The 19908-nt window shown below is 64.2% G+C and carries 22 protein-coding genes; 18 read left to right on the forward strand and 4 right to left on the reverse strand.

Translation table 11 applies throughout. The features are described from left to right. Positions 1–73 precede the first annotated feature (73 nt). Entirely contained in the window at positions 74–1045 is a 972-nt protein-coding gene (gene meaB, locus O4H53_RS24910; RefSeq protein ID WP_114275021.1) for a methylmalonyl Co-A mutase-associated GTPase MeaB, read from the forward strand. Between the two features lie 299 nt (positions 1046–1344). Here the strand turns inward: meaB and O4H53_RS24915 are convergent, their stop codons facing one another. From O4H53_RS24915 to fsa, 3 genes are all read right to left on the reverse strand, one after another. Then, complete coding sequence (locus O4H53_RS24915) at positions 1345–2295, reverse strand: tyrosine recombinase XerC (RefSeq protein ID WP_269367631.1); 951 nt, start codon at positions 2293–2295, stop codon at positions 1345–1347. Continuing rightward, a complete protein-coding gene (locus O4H53_RS24920; RefSeq protein WP_114274658.1) occupies positions 2292–2999 on the reverse strand; it encodes a DUF484 family protein in 708 nt (235 codons plus the stop codon). Before O4H53_RS24920 ends, O4H53_RS24915 begins: the two co-directional genes overlap by 4 nt. A gap of 144 nt (positions 3000–3143) precedes the next feature. Further along, the gene (gene fsa, locus O4H53_RS24925; protein WP_114274657.1) at positions 3144–3797 is read right to left on the reverse strand and encodes a fructose-6-phosphate aldolase; all 654 of its coding nucleotides are present in this window, start codon (positions 3795–3797) and stop codon (positions 3144–3146) included. Between the two features lie 118 nt (positions 3798–3915). On the opposite strand from fsa, the gene O4H53_RS24930 reads away from it, so the two are divergent. From O4H53_RS24930 to O4H53_RS24955, 6 genes are all read left to right on the forward strand, one after another. Further along, positions 3916–6111: a primosomal protein N' gene (locus tag O4H53_RS24930; protein WP_269367632.1), complete on the forward strand. Its 2196-nt coding sequence runs from the start codon at positions 3916–3918 to the stop codon at positions 6109–6111. Between the two features lie 120 nt (positions 6112–6231). After that, complete coding sequence (locus O4H53_RS24935; protein ID WP_269367633.1) at positions 6232–6420, forward strand: hypothetical protein; 189 nt, start codon at positions 6232–6234, stop codon at positions 6418–6420. A gap of 209 nt (positions 6421–6629) precedes the next feature. Beyond that, positions 6630–7862: an MFS transporter gene (locus O4H53_RS24940; RefSeq protein ID WP_269367634.1), complete on the forward strand. Its 1233-nt coding sequence runs from the start codon at positions 6630–6632 to the stop codon at positions 7860–7862. Continuing rightward, on the forward strand, positions 7862–9256 hold the full coding sequence (locus tag O4H53_RS24945; protein WP_269367635.1) for an MATE family efflux transporter: 1395 nt from the start codon (positions 7862–7864) through the stop codon (positions 9254–9256). The genes O4H53_RS24940 and O4H53_RS24945 overlap by 1 nt, the downstream gene beginning before the upstream one ends. Continuing rightward, complete coding sequence (locus O4H53_RS24950; RefSeq protein WP_269367636.1) at positions 9256–10128, forward strand: 50S ribosomal protein L11 methyltransferase; 873 nt, start codon at positions 9256–9258, stop codon at positions 10126–10128. Before O4H53_RS24945 ends, O4H53_RS24950 begins: the two co-directional genes overlap by 1 nt. Positions 10129–10237: 109 nt before the next feature. Continuing rightward, the gene (locus O4H53_RS24955; RefSeq protein WP_269367637.1) at positions 10238–10582 is read left to right on the forward strand and encodes a hypothetical protein; all 345 of its coding nucleotides are present in this window, start codon (positions 10238–10240) and stop codon (positions 10580–10582) included. A 147-nt stretch (positions 10583–10729) separates the two neighbouring features. Here O4H53_RS24955 and O4H53_RS24960 read toward each other — a convergent pair whose 3' ends face one another. Continuing rightward, positions 10730–10948 (reverse strand): DUF1127 domain-containing protein, encoded by a 219-nt coding sequence (locus tag O4H53_RS24960; protein ID WP_114274652.1) that lies wholly within the window; start codon positions 10946–10948, stop codon positions 10730–10732. Between the two features lie 331 nt (positions 10949–11279). On the opposite strand from O4H53_RS24960, the gene ruvC reads away from it, so the two are divergent. The 11 genes from ruvC to ybgF all read left to right on the forward strand — a co-directional run bounded on the left by ruvC (position 11280) and on the right by ybgF (position 19906). After that, complete coding sequence (ruvC, locus tag O4H53_RS24965; protein ID WP_269367638.1) at positions 11280–11786, forward strand: crossover junction endodeoxyribonuclease RuvC; 507 nt, start codon at positions 11280–11282, stop codon at positions 11784–11786. Then, positions 11783–12445: a Holliday junction branch migration protein RuvA gene (gene ruvA, locus O4H53_RS24970; protein WP_269367639.1), complete on the forward strand. Its 663-nt coding sequence runs from the start codon at positions 11783–11785 to the stop codon at positions 12443–12445. Before ruvC ends, ruvA begins: the two co-directional genes overlap by 4 nt. Before the next feature lie 46 nt (positions 12446–12491). Continuing rightward, positions 12492–13511 (forward strand): Holliday junction branch migration DNA helicase RuvB, encoded by a 1020-nt coding sequence (gene ruvB, locus O4H53_RS24975; RefSeq protein WP_269367640.1) that lies wholly within the window; start codon positions 12492–12494, stop codon positions 13509–13511. Positions 13512–13546: 35 nt separating this feature from the next. Next, positions 13547–14170, forward strand: a complete 624-nt coding sequence (locus O4H53_RS24980; protein ID WP_269367641.1) for a hypothetical protein — start codon at positions 13547–13549, stop codon at positions 14168–14170. Then, a complete protein-coding gene (locus tag O4H53_RS24985) occupies positions 14167–14565 on the forward strand; it encodes a YbgC/FadM family acyl-CoA thioesterase (RefSeq protein WP_269367642.1) in 399 nt (132 codons plus the stop codon). Before O4H53_RS24980 ends, O4H53_RS24985 begins: the two co-directional genes overlap by 4 nt. A gap of 118 nt (positions 14566–14683) precedes the next feature. After that, positions 14684–15379, forward strand: a complete 696-nt coding sequence (gene tolQ / locus O4H53_RS24990) for a protein TolQ (protein ID WP_114274647.1) — start codon at positions 14684–14686, stop codon at positions 15377–15379. A 2-nt stretch (positions 15380–15381) separates the two neighbouring features. Continuing rightward, positions 15382–15852, forward strand: coding sequence for a protein TolR (gene tolR / locus O4H53_RS24995; protein ID WP_114274646.1), 471 nt, complete (start codon positions 15382–15384; stop codon positions 15850–15852). Between the two features lie 3 nt (positions 15853–15855). Further along, positions 15856–17010, forward strand: coding sequence for an energy transducer TonB (locus O4H53_RS25000; protein WP_269367643.1), 1155 nt, complete (start codon positions 15856–15858; stop codon positions 17008–17010). Between the two features lie 126 nt (positions 17011–17136). Then, positions 17137–18459, forward strand: a complete 1323-nt coding sequence (gene tolB / locus O4H53_RS25005) for a Tol-Pal system beta propeller repeat protein TolB (RefSeq protein WP_269367644.1) — start codon at positions 17137–17139, stop codon at positions 18457–18459. A gap of 87 nt (positions 18460–18546) precedes the next feature. After that, entirely contained in the window at positions 18547–19068 is a 522-nt protein-coding gene (pal, locus tag O4H53_RS25010; protein WP_269367645.1) for a peptidoglycan-associated lipoprotein Pal, read from the forward strand. 16 nt (positions 19069–19084) lie between these two features. Further along, the gene (gene ybgF, locus O4H53_RS25015; protein ID WP_269367659.1) at positions 19085–19906 is read left to right on the forward strand and encodes a tol-pal system protein YbgF; all 822 of its coding nucleotides are present in this window, start codon (positions 19085–19087) and stop codon (positions 19904–19906) included. Positions 19907–19908: the final 2 nt, after the last annotated feature.

A 19908-nucleotide genomic window follows, 5' to 3' on the forward strand; every position in this document is an offset into this window, starting at 1 on the left:
TTATCCGGCAAACCGCCTGGCGCGCCAAGGGCCAGGGCTGGACATTTTTGCGCTGTCCCGCAAAAGATGCGCCATGGATATCAAGGACCTTGCCAGCCGCATCCGCGCACAGGAGCGCCGGGCGCTCGCGCGTGCGATCACGCTGGTGGAATCGGGCCGCGCCGATCACCGCGCCGCCGCCGCCGAATTGCTGGCTGCCCTGCCGCAGGAGGGTCAGGCGCTGCGCATCGGTCTGTCCGGCACCCCGGGCGTGGGCAAATCGACCTTCATCGAAAGCTTTGGCATGATGCTGACCGGCATGGGCAAGCGGGTGGCGGTGCTGGCGGTCGATCCGTCCTCCTCCCGCTCCGGCGGGTCGATCCTGGGCGACAAGACCCGGATGGATCAGCTCAGCCGCGATCCCAATGCCTTCATCCGGCCCTCGCCCAGCCAGACCCACCTGGGCGGCGTGGCGCGGCGCACCCGCGAGGCCGTGCGCCTGTGCGAGGCGGCGGGTTTTGACGTGGTGCTGATCGAAACCGTGGGTGTCGGCCAGTCCGAAACCGTGGTGGCAGAGATGTCCGACCTTTTCGTGCTGCTGCTGGCGCCGGCGGGCGGGGACGAATTGCAGGGCGTCAAACGGGGCATCATGGAAGTGGCGGATGTGATCCTGATCAACAAGGCCGATGGGGAACTGAAGGCGGCGGCCACCCGCACCTGCGCCGATTACGCGGGCGCGCTGCGCCTGCTGCGCAAGCGTCCGCAGGACCCGGCGGGCTATCCCTGTGCGATGACGGTTTCCGCGCTGGAGGAGAACGGGCTGGATCAGGCATGGCGGGCGCTTGAAGACCTGTCAGACTGGCGGCGAGAAAACGGATTCTGGGACCGGACCCGTGCCGCGCAGGCGCGTTACTGGTTTCTGGAGGACGTGAAGCAGCGCTTGCTGGCGCAATTGTCCGAAGCCGAAACACAGGCGCGGCTCACCGCGCTGAGCGACGCCGTTGCCGCCGGGGAGCAGGACCCCTCAGCCGCCGCTCAGGATTTTGTGGACGGGATGCGCAGGTAGGTATCCTGACGGAATTTTCGAAAATTCCGGTTCGATTTCTTTGAAGAAATCGGCGGTTCACGCGGTTTTCCGGGGCTTGATATGACGGCGGAGTTTTCGAAAACTCCGGTCCGTTTTCGTTGAAGAAAACGCATGTTTTCCGAACCTTGAGGTGTAGGGAAAGTCACAAAGTCGGAATTTTCGAAAATTCCGGTTCGATTTCTTTGAAGAAATCGGCGGTTCATGCGGACTTCAGGGGCTTGATATGACGACGGAGTTTTCGAAAACTCCGGCCGGTTTTCTTTGAAGAAAACGCAATCTCATCCCGCCTTGGGATGCGCCCGGTTGTAGACCTCCATCAACCGCGCCGTGTCGACCGCCGTATAGGCCTGGGTGGTGGAAAGCGAGGCATGGCCCAGCAATTCCTGGATCGCGCGCAGATCGCCGCCCGCGTCCAGCAGATGGGTGGCAAAGCTGTGGCGCATTGCATGGGGTGTCGCGGTCGCAGGCAGGCCAAGCTGCATGCGCGCATCCGCCATCACCTGCGAAATCGCGCGCGGCCCCAGGGGCCCCCCACGCACGGCGCGAAACAGCGGGCCATCGGCCTCCTGCGGGAAGGGGCAGGCGCGCAGATAGGCACCGACCGCCTCGCGGGCGGCAGGCAGAACCGGAACCACGCGTTCCTTGCCGCCCTTGCCGGAAATGCGCAGCGCCTCGGGCAGGGGGGCATCCGCGCCCCTGAGGCCAAGCGCCTCGGATATCCGCAGACCGCAGCCCCAAAGCAGGGTCAGCACCGCGACGTCGCGGGTTGCAACCCAGGGGTGACGCGATTGCAGTTCGACACAGTCGATCATCGCACGCGCGGCATCCACCGCCAGCGGGCGGGGCAGTTTCCTGGAAAACTTCGGCGCGCGGGTGGTCAGGACCGCTGTGGGTTCAAAGCCTTCGCGTTCTGCCAGCCAGCGGTAAAAGGCTTTCACCGCGGACAGCTTGCGCGCCATGGAGCGGGGGCCGACGCCGGGGCCGCGTGTGCGGGCCATCCAGGACCGCATGTCCGAAATCGTGATCTGTGCCAAGGCGCCCAGGCCCTGCGGTGCCGCCTTATGGGCGGTCATGAAGGCCAGGAAATCCGCGACATCGCCCTGATAGGCGGTCAGCGTATTCTCTGCCGCCCCTTTCAAGGCGCGCTGCTGGTCCAGCCATGTGGCCAGCGCATCGCGCGCGGCGGGGCTGATCAGCCCGGTCTGTGCTGCTGTGTCGCCGCGCTTCAAGACAGCCAGCGGCGCATCGCGCGCTCGAACACACCGGTAAAGAAGGTCAGCAGGTCGGTGCCCTGCTGGGGGCCGAACATATGCGGATCCTCCGCCCCCAGAACCAGCAGGCCGGGCAGGCGGCCCGCGCCGAAATCGAGCTTCAGGCAGGCTTCGGACCGGATCCAGTCGGATTTCTCGCCATAGATCTGATGCGCCCCGTCCTGTACGCCACGCAAGGTCACCTGGCGGGGCGCGCCGCCGCGGCCATGGGTCAGGTAGCTGTCGATAAAGCCCGGTTCTGCCACGCTCAGCACATCACCCAGCCGCTGTACCGCCGGGTCATTGTCGTTCTGAACCGATTCAAGAACCAGCTTTACCGCATCGACGCGCAGGATATCAGCCACTTCGCCGCCCAGATCGCGCAGGAAGGGCTCGAATTCGACCGGGTCGAGCATCCGCAGGATGGCACGGTGGATCTGGTTGGTCCCGGCCAGGTTTTCATAGGCGGCGGCGATCACGCTGCGGTGCGTGTCCTCCAGCCGGTCGAGCCGCGATTCCAGCCGTTCCATCGCGATGCCGCGCAGATCGACGATATTGCCGCCCATCGCCCTTTCATTGGCAGCGATCAGGGCCTGCATCAGATCGGTGTCGTCGAGTATCACATCGGGTTGCGAAATGATCGCCTCGCGCAGGGCGTCGTCAATCTTGGGGCTGCTGCTCATATCAGTCTCTGCTTGATTTGCTCCGGTATAGCACCGCTGGCCGACAATTGCCGCCCCTTTTTCGCCTTGCCGGGGCAAAAACCCGTGGCGTTGCGAAATTGTGCCCTTCGGGGTGCGGGGCGGGCATGCCGCCCCGAAACCGGGTCAGAGGATTTTCTGGCCGGTCTTTTCCCAATCCTTGGTGAACTGCTCAAGCCCCTTGTCGGTCAGCGGGTGGATCGCCAGCTTCTTGATCACCTCTGGCGGCGCTGTCATCACATCGGCGCCGGCCAGCGCACATTCGTGGACGTGGTTCACCGACCGGATGGAGGCGGCGAGGATGTTTGTCTCGAACCCGTAGTTGTCATAGATCGTGCGGATGTCGTGGATCAGGTCCATGCCGTCGATGTGGATGTCATCCAGCCGCCCGATGAAGGGCGAGATGAAGGTCGCACCGGCCTTGGCGGCCAGCAGCGCCTGGTTGGCAGAGAAACACAGTGTCACATTGACCATGCGGCCCTCGCCGGACAGGATCTTGCAGGCTTTCAGCCCGTCCCATGTCAGCGGCAGCTTGATGGTGATGTTGTCCGCGATCTCGGCCAGCTTGCGGCCCTCGGCGATCATGGTCTCCGCATCCAGGGCTACCACTTCGGCACTGACCGGGCCGGTGACCAGAGCGCAGATCTCGCGGGTGACCTCGATGATGTCGCGGCCCGACTTGAGGATCAGGGAGGGGTTTGTGGTAACGCCGTCTACCATGCCCAGGTCGTTCAGCTCGGCAATCGCGTCAATCTCTGCGGTGTCTACGAAAAATTTCATCTCGGTGTCCTTATCGCTTGGAATGGTGGCGCTAACGGTTATCTCTGTCGCCTTGGCTTTATCGCATGATCTGCGATGCTGAAAGCCTTCAATTGTGAATTTCCAAGGTGGGGCATCCGTGGACGGTCCGGAATTCTTCGATCAAGGCGACCTGGTGGCGGTGCTGACGACCCAGCCTTTGGGCCGGGCGCTGGATTACCGCGCGCCCGAGGGGGGCTGTCACCGGGGCGCGTTTGTGGAGGTGCCGCTGGGGCCGCGCAAGGTGCTGGGCGTGGTCTGGGGGGCGGGGCAGGGCGATTATGACCTGTCAAAGATCCGCTCCGTGATCCGGGTTCTGGATGCCGCGCCGATGCGCGAGGAAATGCGCAGCTTCCTTGCGCGGGCCGCCGCCTATACGCTGACGCCAATGCCCGCGATGCTGCGTCTTGCGACCCGTGCGCCGGGCCTGGGCGACCCGCCGTCGATGCGCAGGGTCTACCGACGCGGTGTGTCGGAGCCCGAGCGGATGACCGACGCCCGCCGCCGCGTCCTGGCCACCCTGCAGGATTATGGCGATCTTTCCTTTACCCTCAAGGAACTGGCCGAGATGGCCGGGGTGACCGCATCGGTGGTCAGGGGGCTGGTGGCACAGGGCGCCGTGGCCGAGGAAGAAAGCCCCCGCGATCTGCCCTTTCCCCGGCTGGACCCGGAACTGCCGGGCAAGGCGTTGACCGCGGATCAGGCCGCCGGGGCAGAGGTTCTGGCAGAGGCGGTGCGCAGCCAGAGCTATGGCACCACCCTGCTGCGCGGTGTCACCGGCTCGGGCAAGACCGAAGTCTATCTTGAAGCTGTCGCTGCCACCCTGCGCATGGGCCGTCAGGCGCTGGTGCTGCTGCCCGAGATCGCCCTGACCGAGCAATTCCTGCACCGGGTCGAGGAACGTTTTGGCGCGAAGCCCGCTGAATGGCATTCGGGGGCCACCATGACCGAACGCCGCCGTATCTGGCGCATGGTGGGACAGGGACACGCACAATTGGTGATCGGGGCGCGGTCGGCCCTGTTTCTGCCGTTTCAGAATCTCGGGCTGATCGTCGTGGATGAGGAACATGACACCTCCTACAAGCAGGAGGACGGCGTGCTGTACCACGCGCGCGACATGGCGGTTCTGCGGGCCTCCATCTGCGGCGCCCAGGTGGTGCTGGCAAGCGCCACACCCTCGCTTGAGACCTGGGCGAATGTGGAAGCAGGCAAATACCGGCGTCTTGAACTGACCTCGCGTTTCGGCCCTGCGGTGATGCCGCAGATGGGGGCCATCGACATGCGCGACGAGGGGCTGCCCTCTGACCGCTGGGTGTCACCGACACTGCAGGACGAGGTGAACAAGCGGCTGGAAAAGGGCGAACAGGCAATGCTCTTCATCAACCGCCGCGGCTATGCGCCGGTCACGCTGTGCCGGGCCTGCGGGCATCAGATCGGCTGCGACCATTGCGATGCGCGCATGGTGGAGCACCGGTTCCTCAAGCGCCTGATCTGTCACCAATGCGGTGAAAGCAAACCCATGCCCGAAACCTGCCCCTCCTGCGGGGCGGAAGGCCGGCTGGCCCCGGTGGGGCCGGGGGTCGAAAGGCTGGGCGAGGAGGCGACGGCGCTTTGGCCCGATGCGCGGGTGGCGGTGCTGTCCTCGGACATGTACGGGTCGGCGCGGGCGCTGAAGGCCGAGATCGCAGGCATTGCGGCGGGGGCGGCAGACATCATCATCGGCACGCAACTGGTGGCCAAGGGGCATAATTTTCCCAATCTCACCCTTGTTGGCGTGATCGACGCGGATCTGGGGCTGATGGGGTCTGACCTGCGGGCGGCAGAGCGGACATTCCAGCTGATGCGCCAGGTGGCAGGCCGGGCGGGCCGGGCGGAGGCACCGGGGGCGGCGCTGTTGCAGACCTATCAGCCGGATCATCCGGTGATCCGGGCAATCCTGGCGGGCGATGAAGAGGCTTTCTGGTCGGCAGAGGCAAAGGAACGTCACCAGGCCGGGGTGCCGCCCTATGGCCGGATGGCGGGGATCATTCTGTCCGGCCCGGATGTGGCGCAGGTGTTTGATGCGGGCAACCTGCTGGCGCAGCGCGACGCGCCGCTGCGGCGCATCGGTGCGCAGGTCTTTGGCCCGGCCCCGGCACCCATCGCCCGGGTGCGCGGTCGGCATCGCGTCAGGCTGCTGGTCAAGGCGGAAAAATCCGCGCCCCTGCAGGAGGCGCTTGCGCAATGGGTGGCGCAGGTGAAGCTGAAAGGTGAGCTGCGCCTTGCAGTGGATATCGATCCGCAGAGCTTCTACTGACCCTGCCCGGTCACCGCTGCGACGATCCATCACTTTTTGTGAAGTGATCCCGCATAAACATTCATTTCAATGATTTGCTGGCGCTCCCTATCTATGGCTCACACAGCATAGGAGTCTACCATGTCACTTCAGGAACAATCTTTCAAATCTTCACAGATGCATGTCCGGATGACCGCCCCGGTCGCCCTGCTGATCGGCGCGGTTTTTGCCGCTCTTCTGGTCTGGGCCGTGCAGGGCACCGACGCCGCGGGCGACGGGCCGGTCTGGTACGGCAATTCCGGACCCGTCGCGGCGCAGACATCGCTTTGATGGGCGCGGAACGTCGCGCAGCGCTGTTGCGCTGCGCGCAAGCCGCCCCGCCCGCCGTCCCGTGTGGTCTGACATGGCGAGGCTCCATGCCGGGAGGCGTCGCGCAGGGATATTTGGGGCCAAAAAGAATGCGGAGCGGTGCATTCGGGAAGGGCGGATGTGCGTTTTTGGCCTCGTCTTTGGCCTGATGCAGGCGTATTAGCGCTGGCATGACGCATTTCGTGACCCTTGAAGACGCCAAGCATCAGCCGTTCTGGCGGCGACCCGTGGCCCTGCTGTTTCTGATGGCGCTGGCGATGCCGATTGCCTTCAACACCTGGTCGGCGTTGCTGAACAACTTCGTCATCGAGGTCGCGGATTTCGACGGCTCCGACATCGGGCTGCTGCACACGGTGCGCGAGATTCCGGGTTTCCTCGCGGTGGGGGTGATCGCGATCATCATTTTCGTGCGCGAACAGGTGCTGGGGCTGGTGTCGCTGGCCCTGCTGGGCGCTGCAACAGCGGTTACGGCCTGGTTCCCCTCCATGGGCGGCATCCTGACGATCACCATGCTGTCCTCCATCGGGTTTCATTATTACGAGACGGTGAACCAGTCGCTGCAGCTGCAATGGCTGAAGATCGAGGATGCGCCGCGCATGCTGGGCTGGCTGCTGGCGGCGGGCTCCTTTGCGACGCTGGTGGCCTATCTGGCGATCATGTCCCTCTGGGAGACGCTGGATCTGAGCTATAACGCCGTCTACCTCGCGGGGGGCGGGGTGACGCTGCTGATCGCGATCTTTGCCATGGTGGCCTATCCGCAGTTCGAAGCCCCCACGCCGCAGATCAAGAAGATGGTGCTGCGCCGCCGCTACTGGCTCTATTACGCGTTGCAGTTCATGGCGGGCGCAAGGCGGCAGATCTTTGTGGTTTTTGCCGGGTTCATGATGGTGGAACGGTTCGGCTATGAGGTGCATCAGATCACCACGCTCTATCTGGTGAACCTTGTTGCCAATATGGTGCTCGCCCCGATGATGGGCCGTGCGGTCGGCTATTTCGGTGAGCGCCGCACGCTGGGGTTCGAATATATCGGGCTGATCATCGTCTTTCTCAGCTATGGCGGTGTCTATTACCTGGGCTGGGGCGTGATGGTGGCTGCCGTGCTTTATGTGCTGGATCACATCTTTTTCGGGCTGGCGCTGGCGCTCAAGACCTATTTCCAGAAGATCGCGGACCCGGCGGATATTGCGCCGACAGCGGCGGTGGCCTTTACCATCAACCATATTGCGGCGGTGTTCCTGCCGGTGCTGCTGGGGCTGTTGTGGCTGGTCTCGCCTGCTGCGGTCTTCTTCCTTGCCGCGGGGATGGCGGGCGTTTCACTGAGCCTTGCCATGCTGATCCCGCGCCACCCGGCGCCGGGGAACGAGACGATCTTTGCCAGCGCGGTGCCGCAGGCGGCCGAGTGATGGCCGAACAGGGCCGTTTCCTGACCGGTGGCACGATGGGCCATGTGGTGCGGATGACGGCGACCGGGGCGATGGGGATCACCTTTGTCTTTGTGGTGGATGCCGCCAACCTGCTGTGGATTTCGCAGCTTGGGGATCCGCGGCTGGTGGCCGCCATCGGCTTTGCCTATGCGGTACAGTTCTTTTCGGTATCCATTGCCGTGGGGCTGATGATCGCCACCACGGCGGTGATTTCACGCAGCATCGGGCAGGGCGCCCATGCGCAGGCGCGCAGGCAGGCGGCGGCGGGCACGGTGATCGCCGCCGCGATCCTGACCCTGGTAGTCGCGGCGATTGTCGGCTTCCGGCATGAGCTGATTGCGCTGGCCGGCGCCACCGGAGAGACGGCGCGCCTCGCATCACGTTACCTGGCGATCACGATCCCCTCGCTGATCCCGATGTCGGCGGCGCTGGCCTGTTCCGGCGTGCTGCGGGCCCATGGCTATGGGGCCAAGGCGATGTATGTCACGCTGTTTTCCGGATTTGTGCTGCTGCTTCTGGACCCTGTCCTGATCTTCTATCTGGGCTGGGGGCTGGACGGGGCCGCGATCGGGCTGGTGCTGTTCCGCTTTTCGCTGCTGGGGCTGGCCCTGTATTACGCCGTCGTGCAGATGGGGCTGCTGGAGCGTCCCCGGCTGCGCACCCTGCGCAACATCGCGGGGCCCTTTGCCGCCGTGGCGATCCCGGCGGTTGCCACCCAGATGTCCACCCCTGCGGGCAACTACTTTCTGACCATCGTCATGGCGCAATACGGCGATGACGCAATGGCGGCCTGGGCGGTGATCGGGCGGCTGACAGTAGTGGTCTTTGGCGGCGTCTTTGCCCTGTCGGGGGCGATCGGCGGTATCTTCGGGCAGAATTACGGCGCGGGCCGGATGAGCCGCGTCCGCAGCACCTACCGGGACGCGCTGCTGTTCTGCGGCATCTATACATTGCTGGCCTGGGGGCTGCTGATCATGGTGACGCCACATGTGATCGCGCTTTTCGGGCTGAGCGGCCTGGGCGCGGATGTGCTGCGCTCTTTCACCTTTGTGGGTGTAGGAGGCTTTATCTTTATCGGGGCGCTCTTCGTGTCGAACGCGGCATTCAACAACCTCGGGCGCGCCGGGCGCTCCACCCTGGTGAACTGGATCAAGGACGGGCTGCTGAGCTGGCCTGCCGCTGCGTGGCTTGCGGCCCTCTTTGGGGCGCAGGGGGTGATCTATGGCCAGGCGCTGGCAGGGGGTGTCGTCGGGATCGGGGCGGCACTCTGGGGCTGGTTCTATGTCAGGGGGCTGCGCGACCCTGTGGGCGCGCCCCTTGACCCCGGCACGCCACGGCCCTACCCGAACCCTGACAGATACCGGAGACGCTGATGCCCACCTTCACCGCATTGACTACCCTCGAAGGCCGCGCGCCCGCCTACAAGCTGGGCGAGGCGATGGAGGGGATGACCCCCGAACCCACCGGCATCGGCGTGTTCGAGATGGAAGACGGATCGGGCCTCTGGGAGGTCGGCGGCTATTTCGAGGAGGCCCCGGACGAGGCAAGCCTGGCCCTGCTGGCCGCAGCGATGGGCGCGAAACCCTTTGTGGTATCAGAGTTGCCAGAGACCGACTGGGTCGCCCATGTGCGCCGGGAACTGGCCCCGGTGGAGGCTGGACGTTTCTTTGTCTATGGCAGCCATGATGCGGACAAGGTGCCGGAAGGGGTCGAGCCGCTGCTGATCGAGGCGGCAATGGCCTTTGGCACCGGGCACCACGGCACCACGCTGGGATGCCTGCGCGCGTTGGACCGGCTGGCGACGGGCGGTTTTGCCGGTGCGAATGTGGTGGACATCGGCTGCGGCACGGCGGTTCTGGCCATGGCGGCGGCGCGGATCTGGCCGCAGAACGTGCTGGCCAGCGACATTGACGAGGTCGCGGTGGAGGTCGCAAAGGCAAATGTGGCGGCAAATGGGCTGACCGGCCGGGTCTCCTGTGTCGAGGCGGCAGGCTTTGGCCATCCCGTCCTCGCAGCGGCGGCGCCTTTCGACCTGATCTTTGCCAACATACTAAAGGGTCCGCTGATCGCGCTGGCCCCCGACCTGGCCGATTCCCTGCAACCGGGCGGATATGCGATTCTCTCGGGGATTCTGAACGAGCAGGCCGACGAAGTGATCGGCGTTTATGCACGATGCGGCATCAATCTGGTCGAACGGGAGAGCATTGTCGACTGGACGACACTCACGCTGCAAAAAAACACCTAGATTGAAGGGGTTTTAAGGTACATTTGAGGCAGTTGCCCAGAATTTGCCACATTCCTTGTCTAATTCTGATTTCAACAGCGGTGGGGGCCGATGTTGAGAGAAATAAGACATGGTTGAGACACACGACCACTTTGTTGCCCGCCTTTCGAACCTGGAGAAAAAGCACGCGAAGTTGGCGCATGGCTATTCCACCAAGGTGGGCCGCGATGGCCTGATCATCGTGACGCCGAAACGCCGCCGTCGCGGATTCCCCTTCAAGCTTCTGATCATGTTCGGGCTTGGCTTTCTTGGCCTCAAGGTCTTCATGGTCGCGGCTGTCGGCCCGGTGACCTATAATGACCGCCTGGCGAAACTTGAAAGCGGCACTGTCATCGAACAGGCGGGTGCAAAGGTTCTGGCGATTGATCCGGTGACCGAAACGCTTGCCAGCATGACCGGCCCGGTCCTGCGCTGACGAAAACGGCAGTGCCCCGGTCACGGGCTGCTGCATCCGCCATTCTCCGACAATCCGCTGTCCGGCAAAGAAAAACCGCGTTCCCCAGGTTTGGAGAACGCGGTTTTTTGTCTAGGCGTGGCGGCGGGAGAGCCCGCCGCGCCCCGATCAGCGGATCAGGTTGGATTGTGCAACCAGGTCGATGTCGCCACGGACCAGGCCGATATCGTCAAGTTCGCGGTCGGTCAGCGAGGACAGCGCGCGGCGTGTTGCGCGGGCGTCGTTCCATGCGACCAGCGTTGCCGCCAGTGCGTTCAGACCGGAAAAGAAACGAGAAACGGCAATGATGGAGCCGTATGCGGTGCGGGTGGTGTCAATAGCTGCCATTGGAGCCGTCCTTTTACATTAGTGTTATGCCGGTTTTCCCGGCGGTGTGCTGCGCAAATAGGCGGATATGAAACCCGGCACAATCACCAGAAATGCATGTGTGTTCTGCGGCTATTGCATAGGTCCTCCTTGCGCGTAAAACGCTGAAAATTAATGGAAAGAGACCCGCAGTTCCTGTCGTTTGCGGGTGATTTTACGGCGCAAACAGGCCGCGTGTCTCAAAAGCGACGCAAGGCATGTCGCAACCAGGCCTCACGCGAAAGGACTTGGTGAATGTTCGCCTTTCGTGCTAGTGCATCAAAAAAACCACATAGAGGCGAATTCGGACAGGATGATACGGGTAATCGGCATTGATCCGGGGCTGCGCAACCTTGGTTGGGGGGTGATCGACGTGGCCGGACCACGGCTTTCCCATGTGGCCAATGGGGTGATCGTGTCGCAGGGCGACGATCTGGGGCAGCGGTTGCTGTCGCTGCATGCGCAGCTGACGCGGATCTTCGCGACCTATCGCCCCCAGGCCGCGGCGGTGGAGCAGACCTTTGTCAACAAGGATGGGGCCGGCACGCTGAAGCTGGGGCAGGCGCGGGGCATCGCGATGCTGGTGCCGGCGCAGGCGGGGCTCTGCGTTGGCGAATATGCGCCCAACACGATCAAGAAGACGGTTGTTGGCGTGGGCCATGCCGACAAGGGCCAGGTCGCCCATATGGTGCGGATGCAGCTGCCGGGGATCGAGATTGCCGGTCCGGATGCGGCTGACGCGCTGGCCATCGCCATCTGTCATGCCCATCACGGCGGGGCCTCGGGGCTGGCGGCGGCCGTGGCGCGGGCCAGCGCATGATTGGCAAGATCACGGGACGCATTGATTACCGCGCGGCGGATCACCTGCTGATCGACGTGCGCGGTGTGGGCTATCTGGTCTATTGCTCGGACCGCACCCTTGCCGCCCTGCCCGGTGTGGGCGAGGTCGTGGCGCTTTATACCGATCTGGTGGTGCGCGAGGACCTGATGCAGCTTTTCGGGTTCCAGACCCTGGTGGAAAAGGAATGGCACCGCCTGCTGACCTCGGTGCAGGGGGTCGGGGCCAAGGCATCGCTGGCGATCCTGGGCGCATTGGGGCCGGATGGCGTCAGCCGTGCGATTGCGCTGGGCGACTGGAACGCGGTCAAGGCGGCCAGGGGCGTCGGCCCCAAGATCGCGCAGCGCGTGGTGCTGGACCTCAAGGACAAGGCCCCCGGTGTCATGGCAATGAGCGGCACGCTGGCGCAGGCGCAGGGCGAAGACCCCGCCGAGGTGATCGAGACAGCGGTTTCCCGCCCTGCGCGGGCGGCGCCTGCCGCCACATCGGCGCAGGCTGACGCTTTGTCGGCGCTGGGCAATCTGGGCTATGGCCCCGGCGACGCGGCGGGCGCGGTGGCACAGGCAGCAGGCGACATGCCCGCGGCCGATACCCCCGCCCTGATCCGCGCGGCGTTGAAACTGCTGGCACCGAAGGGGTAGGGTGCCGTTCAACAGCCCCAAGGGCCGGGAATGGCGCGGATGACAGATGACCGAGATTGACCCCACAGTGCGGCCTGACCCGCTGCCCGAAGACCTCGACCGCGCCCTGCGGCCGCAGATGCTGGACGAATTCGTAGGCCAAGCCGAGGCGCGGGCGAATTTGCGGGTGTTCATCCAGTCGGCGCGCCAGCGCGGCGAGGCGATGGACCACACGTTGTTTCACGGCCCTCCCGGCCTGGGCAAGACCACGCTGGCGCAGATCATGGCGCGCGAACTGGGGGTGGGGTTCCGCATGACCTCCGGTCCGGTGCTGGCCAAGGCGGGGGACCTGGCGGCGATCCTGACCAATCTTGAAGCGCGCGATGTGCTGTTCATCGACGAGATTCACCGGCTCAACCCGGCGGTGGAGGAAGTGCTTTACCCTGCACTGGAGGATTTCGAGCTGGACCTCGTGATCGGCGAGGGGCCCGCGGCGCGCACCGTGCGGATCGAGTTGCAGCCTTTCACCCTGGTGGGAGCCACGACGCGGATGGGATTGCTGACGACACCGCTGCGGGACCGTTTCGGCATCCCCACGCGGCTGGAGTTCTACAGCGAGGACGAGCTTTTCATCATCGTCGACCGCAATGCCCGAAAGCTCGGCGCACCGGCAGACGAACATGGTGCCCGCGAGATCGCCCGCCGCGCGCGGGGTACCCCCAGGATCGCCGGACGGCTCTTGCGGCGGGTCGTGGACTTCGCGCTTGTGGAGGGCGACGGCAGGGTGACAAGGGCGCTGGCGGATATGGCCCTGACACGGCTGGGGGTGGATCATCTGGGGCTGGACGGGGCCGACCGGCGCTACCTGACCCTGATTGCGGAGAATTATCAGGGCGGGCCGGTGGGGATCGAGACATTGTCGGCGGCCCTGTCGGAAAGCCGCGATGCCCTGGAAGAAGTGATCGAGCCCTTCCTGTTGCAGCAGGGATTGATCCAGCGTACCCCGCGCGGGCGGATGCTGGCGGCGAAGGCCTGGGCGCATCTGGGGATGGCACCGCCCAGGGGGCAGAGCGATCTGTTTGGCTGAACTGTCGGTGATGTGTATTTTGGGAACAATGAAACATGGATGCTGAACAGGTCGAGGCGCTGTTTACCCGTGGGGACGGGAGTTTTGCCTTTGCGCGCTGGGGGCGGCCGGTCTGTCCGGTGGTCTTTGGCGTGGATGATGCCACGCTGAGCGTGGTCAAAGGCGCGGTCGAGGCGGTGTGTGGTCTGGCGGGTCACGAGATGGGCGAGATGGACGCGGAGCTGGGCAGCAATCTGATGATGTTCTTCTTCCGCGACTGGAAGGAGCTTCTGGATGTGCCGGGCATGGACCGGTTGGTGGAGGACCTTGCACCGCTGGTGGCCCGGCTGGAGGCGGCGGAGGCGAACCAGTACCGGTTCTTCCGCTTCGACAAGCGCGGCGCGATCAAGGCCTGTTTCGTCTTTCTGCGGATGGATGCGCATCTGAGCGCCGTGCCTGCGCATACCCTGGCCCTGAGCCAGATCGTGCAGTCCATGCTCATGTGGTCGGATGGGGCGTTTCAGGACCGGTCACCGCTGGCCGTGGCGGGCGAGACGACGGTGCTGCAGCCGGATGTGGCCGCGTTGCTGCGGGCGGCCTATGATCCGGTGCTGCCGGTTGCGGCCCGGGACCCGGCCCATGCATTGCGGCTGGCTGCAAGGATCGGTGTGTTGCAATGAGCCATCGTTTCCCGATCCGCATCTTCTATGAAGATACTGACATGGCCGGTATCGTCTATTACGCCAATTACCTGCGCTACATTGAACGGGCGCGCTCCGATATCGTCGAGCAGTTCGGGCTCGACCAGCGCGAGATGCGGGCGCAGGGCATTGTCTTTGTCGTCACCAGGGTCGAGGCCGATTATCTGGGCACAGCCGGGTTCGGCGACCGTCTGGAAGTGCGCACAACACATTTCGCCAAGGGGGCGACGCGCTGGATCTTCCATCAGGATGTCTGCCGGGAGGACAAGGTGATCTTCCGCGCCCTTGTCACCGCAGTCTGCATGACCACCGACGGAAAACCCACCAGATTGCCAGCAAAACTCCGCTCACTGCCGAAGGATGCGGCGGGTTAACGCCAATGTTCTGGCTTTCCCGCTTGCACTGGGATAAGTTTGCGCCAAATAGCGCCTTGGAAAACAGGGCCGCAGAGGCATGCAGCCGCGACGTGGCGGCACAACAAGAGCAGGAATAATGGAAGCAGAAACGCTGGCATTGGCGCAGGAGATTGATTTCTCCGTGTGGGGACTTTTCGCGCGGGCGACGCTGGGAGTCAAACTGGTCATGATCATTCTGATCATCGCCTCCTTCTGGTCGTGGTCGATCATCGTGCAGAAGCTGTTGCAATATCGCCTTGCGCGTTCGGAGCAGAAGGCTTTCGATCAGGCGTTCTGGTCCGGGGAGCCGCTGGACGGTCTTTTCGATCAGATCGGCCCGGATCCCAGCGGGCCTTCGGAAAAGATATTCGCCTCCGGGATGACCGAATGGCAACGTTCGCACCGGGATGATGGCGGGCTGATCCCCGGTGCCACGGCGCGCATCGACCGGTCGATGGATGTGGCCATCGCCAAGGAGGCCGAGCGCCTGCAAGGCGGGCTGACGGTGCTGGCGACGGTCGGGTCATCTGCGCCCTTCATCGGCCTTTTCGGCACGGTGATCGGCATCATGAACGCCTTTGTCGAGATTGCCGCCCAGCAGAACACCAACCTTGCGGTTGTCGCCCCCGGCATTGCCGAGGCGCTGCTGGCCACCGGTCTGGGGCTTCTGGCCGCGATTCCGGCGGTGATTTTCTACAACAAGCTCAATGCCGACAGTGAACGTATCATCGGTGCGCATGAAGCGTTCTCCGATGAATTCGCCACCATCCTGTCGCGTCAGTTGGACAGCTGAGCATGGGCGCGGGTGCGATCAAGAAACAGGGCGGCGGACGCGGACGGCGGCGCGGGCGCGCCCAGCCGATGTCCGAGATCAACGTGACGCCTTTCGTGGACGTGATGCTGGTTCTGCTGATCATCTTCATGGTTGCGGCGCCGCTGCTGACCGTGGGCGTTCCTGTGGAATTGCCCAAGACCGCCGCCGGTGCCCTGCCCGCAGAGCAGGAGGAGCCGCTGACGGTGACCGTCAGCGCCGATGGTGCGGTGCAGATCCAGACCACGGATGTGGCCCGCGACCAGCTGGTGACGCGGCTGCGCGGGATTGCGGCGGAACGGGCCAGCGACCGCGTCTATCTGCGTGCCGATGGCAAGGTGCCCTATGCGCAGGTGATGGAAGTCATGGGCGCGCTGAACGCGGGCGGTTTTTCCAACATCGGGCTGGTGACCGACATCGGTGGTCCGGCGTTGGACAGCCCGGGGTCAGAGTGACACTTGCACCGCAACGATCTTCATATCGGGCATTATGTATCGGGAGCCGGCCACCTGACGGTGATCGGCTGGCTGCTGCTGGGTAATGTTTTCACCTCCGAGCCGCCGCCTTTCGAGATGACCGAGGTGTCGGTGATCTCAAGCACCGATTTCGATGCGCTGGTGGCAGGGCAGCAGGCGCCCGATACGGCGACCGAGGTGGCACAGCCTGCGGCACCCGAGGTGACACCTGATCAGCCTGAGGTCGCGGCGGAGCCGGACACGCAGGTTGAGCAGCCCGCACCGGCCCAGGCCGATCCGCCCGCCGATGACACGCCGCCCGATGTGGTGGAGCTGGCTTTGCCGCCGCAGACGGATGTGGCGGATACGCCGCCGGTCCTGGATGAACCTGTTGGCGATCAGGCCGTATTGGTGCCCGAGGTCGCGCCCGAAGCCGCCCCGCGCCCGGTCGAGCGTGTCGCACCCGAGCCTGTCGCGCAGCCCGAGCCCGAGGCGACGCCGGATCCGGTGCAGCAGGAAGCCGTGGCACCGGACGAAACCGGCGATGCACCGCAGGAAAGCCAGGAAGCCACCGCGCCGGAAGAGGCGACAACCGAGATCGTGACGGAGGCCACCAAGGCACCCGCCGCTTCGCCGCGCCCGCCCGGGCGGCGCCCCGCGGCCCCGGTGGTCGCCGAAACGCCGGTGGAAACTCCGACCGAAACGCCGCGCGTGGCCGAGACACCGGCCCCGACCAGGACACCGGACGCAGACGTAGATGCCGACGCCATCGCCGCTGCTGTTGCCGCGGCGCAGGCGGCAACCGAGACACCGGCAAAGCCTGCGCCGAGCGGTCCGCCGCTGACCTCCGGGGAAAAGGAGAATCTGCGTGTTGCGGTGTCGAACTGCTGGAACGTCGGCTCGCTTTCTTCCGAGGCGCTGCGCACGACCGTGGTTGTCGCGGTGAACATGGCGCAGGACGGGACCCCCATCATCGGGTCGATCCAGATGATCGGCAGCGAGGGCGGATCATCCGCCGCCGCCAAACAGGCGTTCGAGGCGGCCCGCCGCGCGATCATCCTGTGCGGATCGAAGGGCTATCAGCTGCCGGCCGAAAAATACAGCCAGTGGCAGGAGATCGAGATGACCTTCAACCCCGAGAGGATGCGGGTAAAATGATGGAACATGTGTCGTTTCACCGGCATTATTCCGCTATGGTGTTATTTTGCGTGAACTTCCCCTCGAATTATCGGCAAAGCCGCGAAATAGTGGATTTACGTTTAAGCCCGAAAGGATGCTGACGAGATGAAATTGCGTTTTTTGAGCCTGTTCCTGGTGCTGATCTGCGCCCTGTCCGGTGCGGTTGCGGCCCAGCAGGGGCCCCTGCGGATCGAGATCACCGAAGGGGTCATCGAGCCTTTGCCCTTTGCGGTGCCCAGCTTCCAGCCTGAAAGCGCGGAATCCGGGCAGCTTGCCGGTGACATCTCCCGGGTGGTGTCGGAGGATCTGACGGGAACCGGCCTGTTCCGCGAGGTTCCGGCATCGGCCTTTATCTCTACGATCAGCGATTTCAACGCGCCGGTGCAATATGCCGACTGGAAGGCGATCAACGCGCAGGCGCTGATCACCGGGGCGGTGAATGTGCAGGGCAATTCGGTCAGCGTGAAGTTCCGTCTCTATGACGTGTTCTCGGGTGCGGAACTGGGCGATGGCCTTCAGTTTTCGGGGACCACCGAAGGCTGGCGGCGCATGGCGCACAAGGTGGCGGATGCGGTCTATAGCCGGATCACCGGCGAGGGGGCCTATTTCGACAGCCGCGTGGCCTATGTCTCTGAAACCGGGCCGAAGGATGCGCGCCAGAAGCGGCTGGCGATCATGGATTACGACGGGGCGAATGTTCAGTACCTGACAGATTCAGGCTCCATCGTGCTGGCACCGCGCTTTTCGCCCTCGGGTGACCGGGTTCTCTATACCAGCTACGAAAGCGGCTTTCCGCGGATCTATGTGCTGGACATCGGTTCGGTGCAGCGGCGGGTGCTGGAAAGCGCCGAAGGCACCATGAGCTTTGCACCGCGCTTCTCGCCCTCCGGACAGACCGTGGTCTATTCGCTGACCCAGGGCGGCAATACCGACATTTACACAATGGACATCGCCAGCGGCCAGTCCGTGCGCCTGACCAATACGCCCGCGATCGAGACCGCGCCCAGCTTCAGCCCCGATGGCGGCCGTATCGTGTTCGAGAGCGACCGTTCCGGCACCCAGCAGCTTTACATCATGTCCGCCACCGGCGGAGAGCCGACGCGCATCTCCTTCGGCGAGGGGCGCTATGGCACGCCGGTCTGGTCGCCGCGTGGCGATCTGGTGGCCTTTACCAAACAGAACAAGGGCCGTTTCCACATCGGTGTGATGCGGCTGGACGGTTCGGAAGAGCGTCTGCTGACCGCTTCCTTTCTGGATGAGGGGCCGACATGGGCCCCCAATGGCCGGGTGATCATGTTTGCCCGCGAAACCCAGGGGGCGGGCGGGTCATCGACCCTTTATTCCGTGGACATTTCCGGACGCAACCTGCGGCCGGTGCGCACACCGGAAGGGGGCTCGGATCCGTCCTGGTCGCCTTTGCAAAAATAACACGAAGTTGTTGTAGCGAATTTCCAATGGCCGCGGGCCTGTGCTACTAAAGGTTAACAAAAGTCGCCACCAAAGAGAGGCACCACGATGAACAGATTTCTGACAAGCGGTATTTTGATTGCAGCATTGGCGCTGGGCGCCTGTACCAACCCGGACCGCTTTGGCGCCGATGGTGCCGGTGCAGGGGCAAACGCAGGTGCCGGTGCCAATGGTGTGGTGCCGGGCAGCGCCAATGACCCGACCTCGGCTGCCTATTTCCAGCAGTCGATCGGGGACCGTGTATTGTTTGAAGTGGATCAGTCGAACCTGACCGCCATCGGCCGCGCGACGCTGGACGGGCAGGCGCAGTGGCTGATGACAAACTCGGACTACCAGGCCGTGATCGAAGGTCACGCGGACGAACAGGGCACCCGTGAATACAACCTGGCCCTGGGCGCGCGCCGTGCCAATGCGGCGCAGGAATACCTGATCTCAAAGGGGGTCCCGCCGGGCCGTCTGCGGGTCATAAGCTATGGCAAGGAACGCCCCATCGAGATCTGTTCCGAAGAATCCTGCTATGCCAAGAACCGCCGCGCGGTGACAGTTCTGGCAGGCGGCCTGACAAGCTGAGGCTGATCTGATGAAGATGCGTTTGGTAATGGGTATGATGCTGGGGCTTATGGTCAGCCCCGCGGCCGTGTTGGCACAGGATGATCAGACGCTGGCAGATGTGCGTCAGGAACTGAACATCCTGTTTGTCGAGGTCCAGAAACTGCGGCGCGAATTGTCCACCACGGGTGGTGTTTCGACCAGCACCGGGGGCGCGTCGGTGCTGGAGCGCTTGGGCGCGATGGAAAGCGAATTGCAGCGCCTGACCTCCAAGACGGAAGAACTGGAAAACCGCATCAACCGTATCGTCGACGACGGGACCCGCCGGATCGGCGACCTTGAATTCCGGCTGGTCGAACTTGAAGGCGGCGACGTGGGCAAGCTGGGCCAGACCACCACACTTGGGGGAGAGGGTCAGGCTTCGGTCTCGGCTCCGCTGACCGCCCCGGCCACACCGACTGACGAGGCCTCTCTTGCGGTTGGTGAAGAGGCCGATTTCAAGCGGGCGCAGGAGGCGCTCGCATCCGGTGACTTTCGCGCCGCCGCAGACCTCTTTGCGACCTTCAATCAGACCTATCCGGGCGGTCCGCTAGCCGCCGAGGCCGAATTGCGCCGGGGCGATGCCCTGCAGGGTCTGGGCGATTCAAAGGAGGCGGCACGCGCATTCCTGACCGCTTTCAGCACAGCGCCCGAAGGGCCGATGGCGCCACAGGCGCTTTTTGAGCTGGGACGTGCCCTGGGGCAGCTTGGGCAGACCCAGGAAGCCTGCGTCACGCTCTCCGAAGTCGGCGTGCGCTTTCCATCGACGCCAGCGGTTGCCGAGGCCGAGAACCAAAGGCTTGCGCTAGGATGTAGCTGACG

The organism is Sulfitobacter sp. G21635-S1 (genome assembly GCF_027213915.1).
Classification (GTDB): domain Bacteria; phylum Pseudomonadota; class Alphaproteobacteria; order Rhodobacterales; family Rhodobacteraceae; genus Sulfitobacter.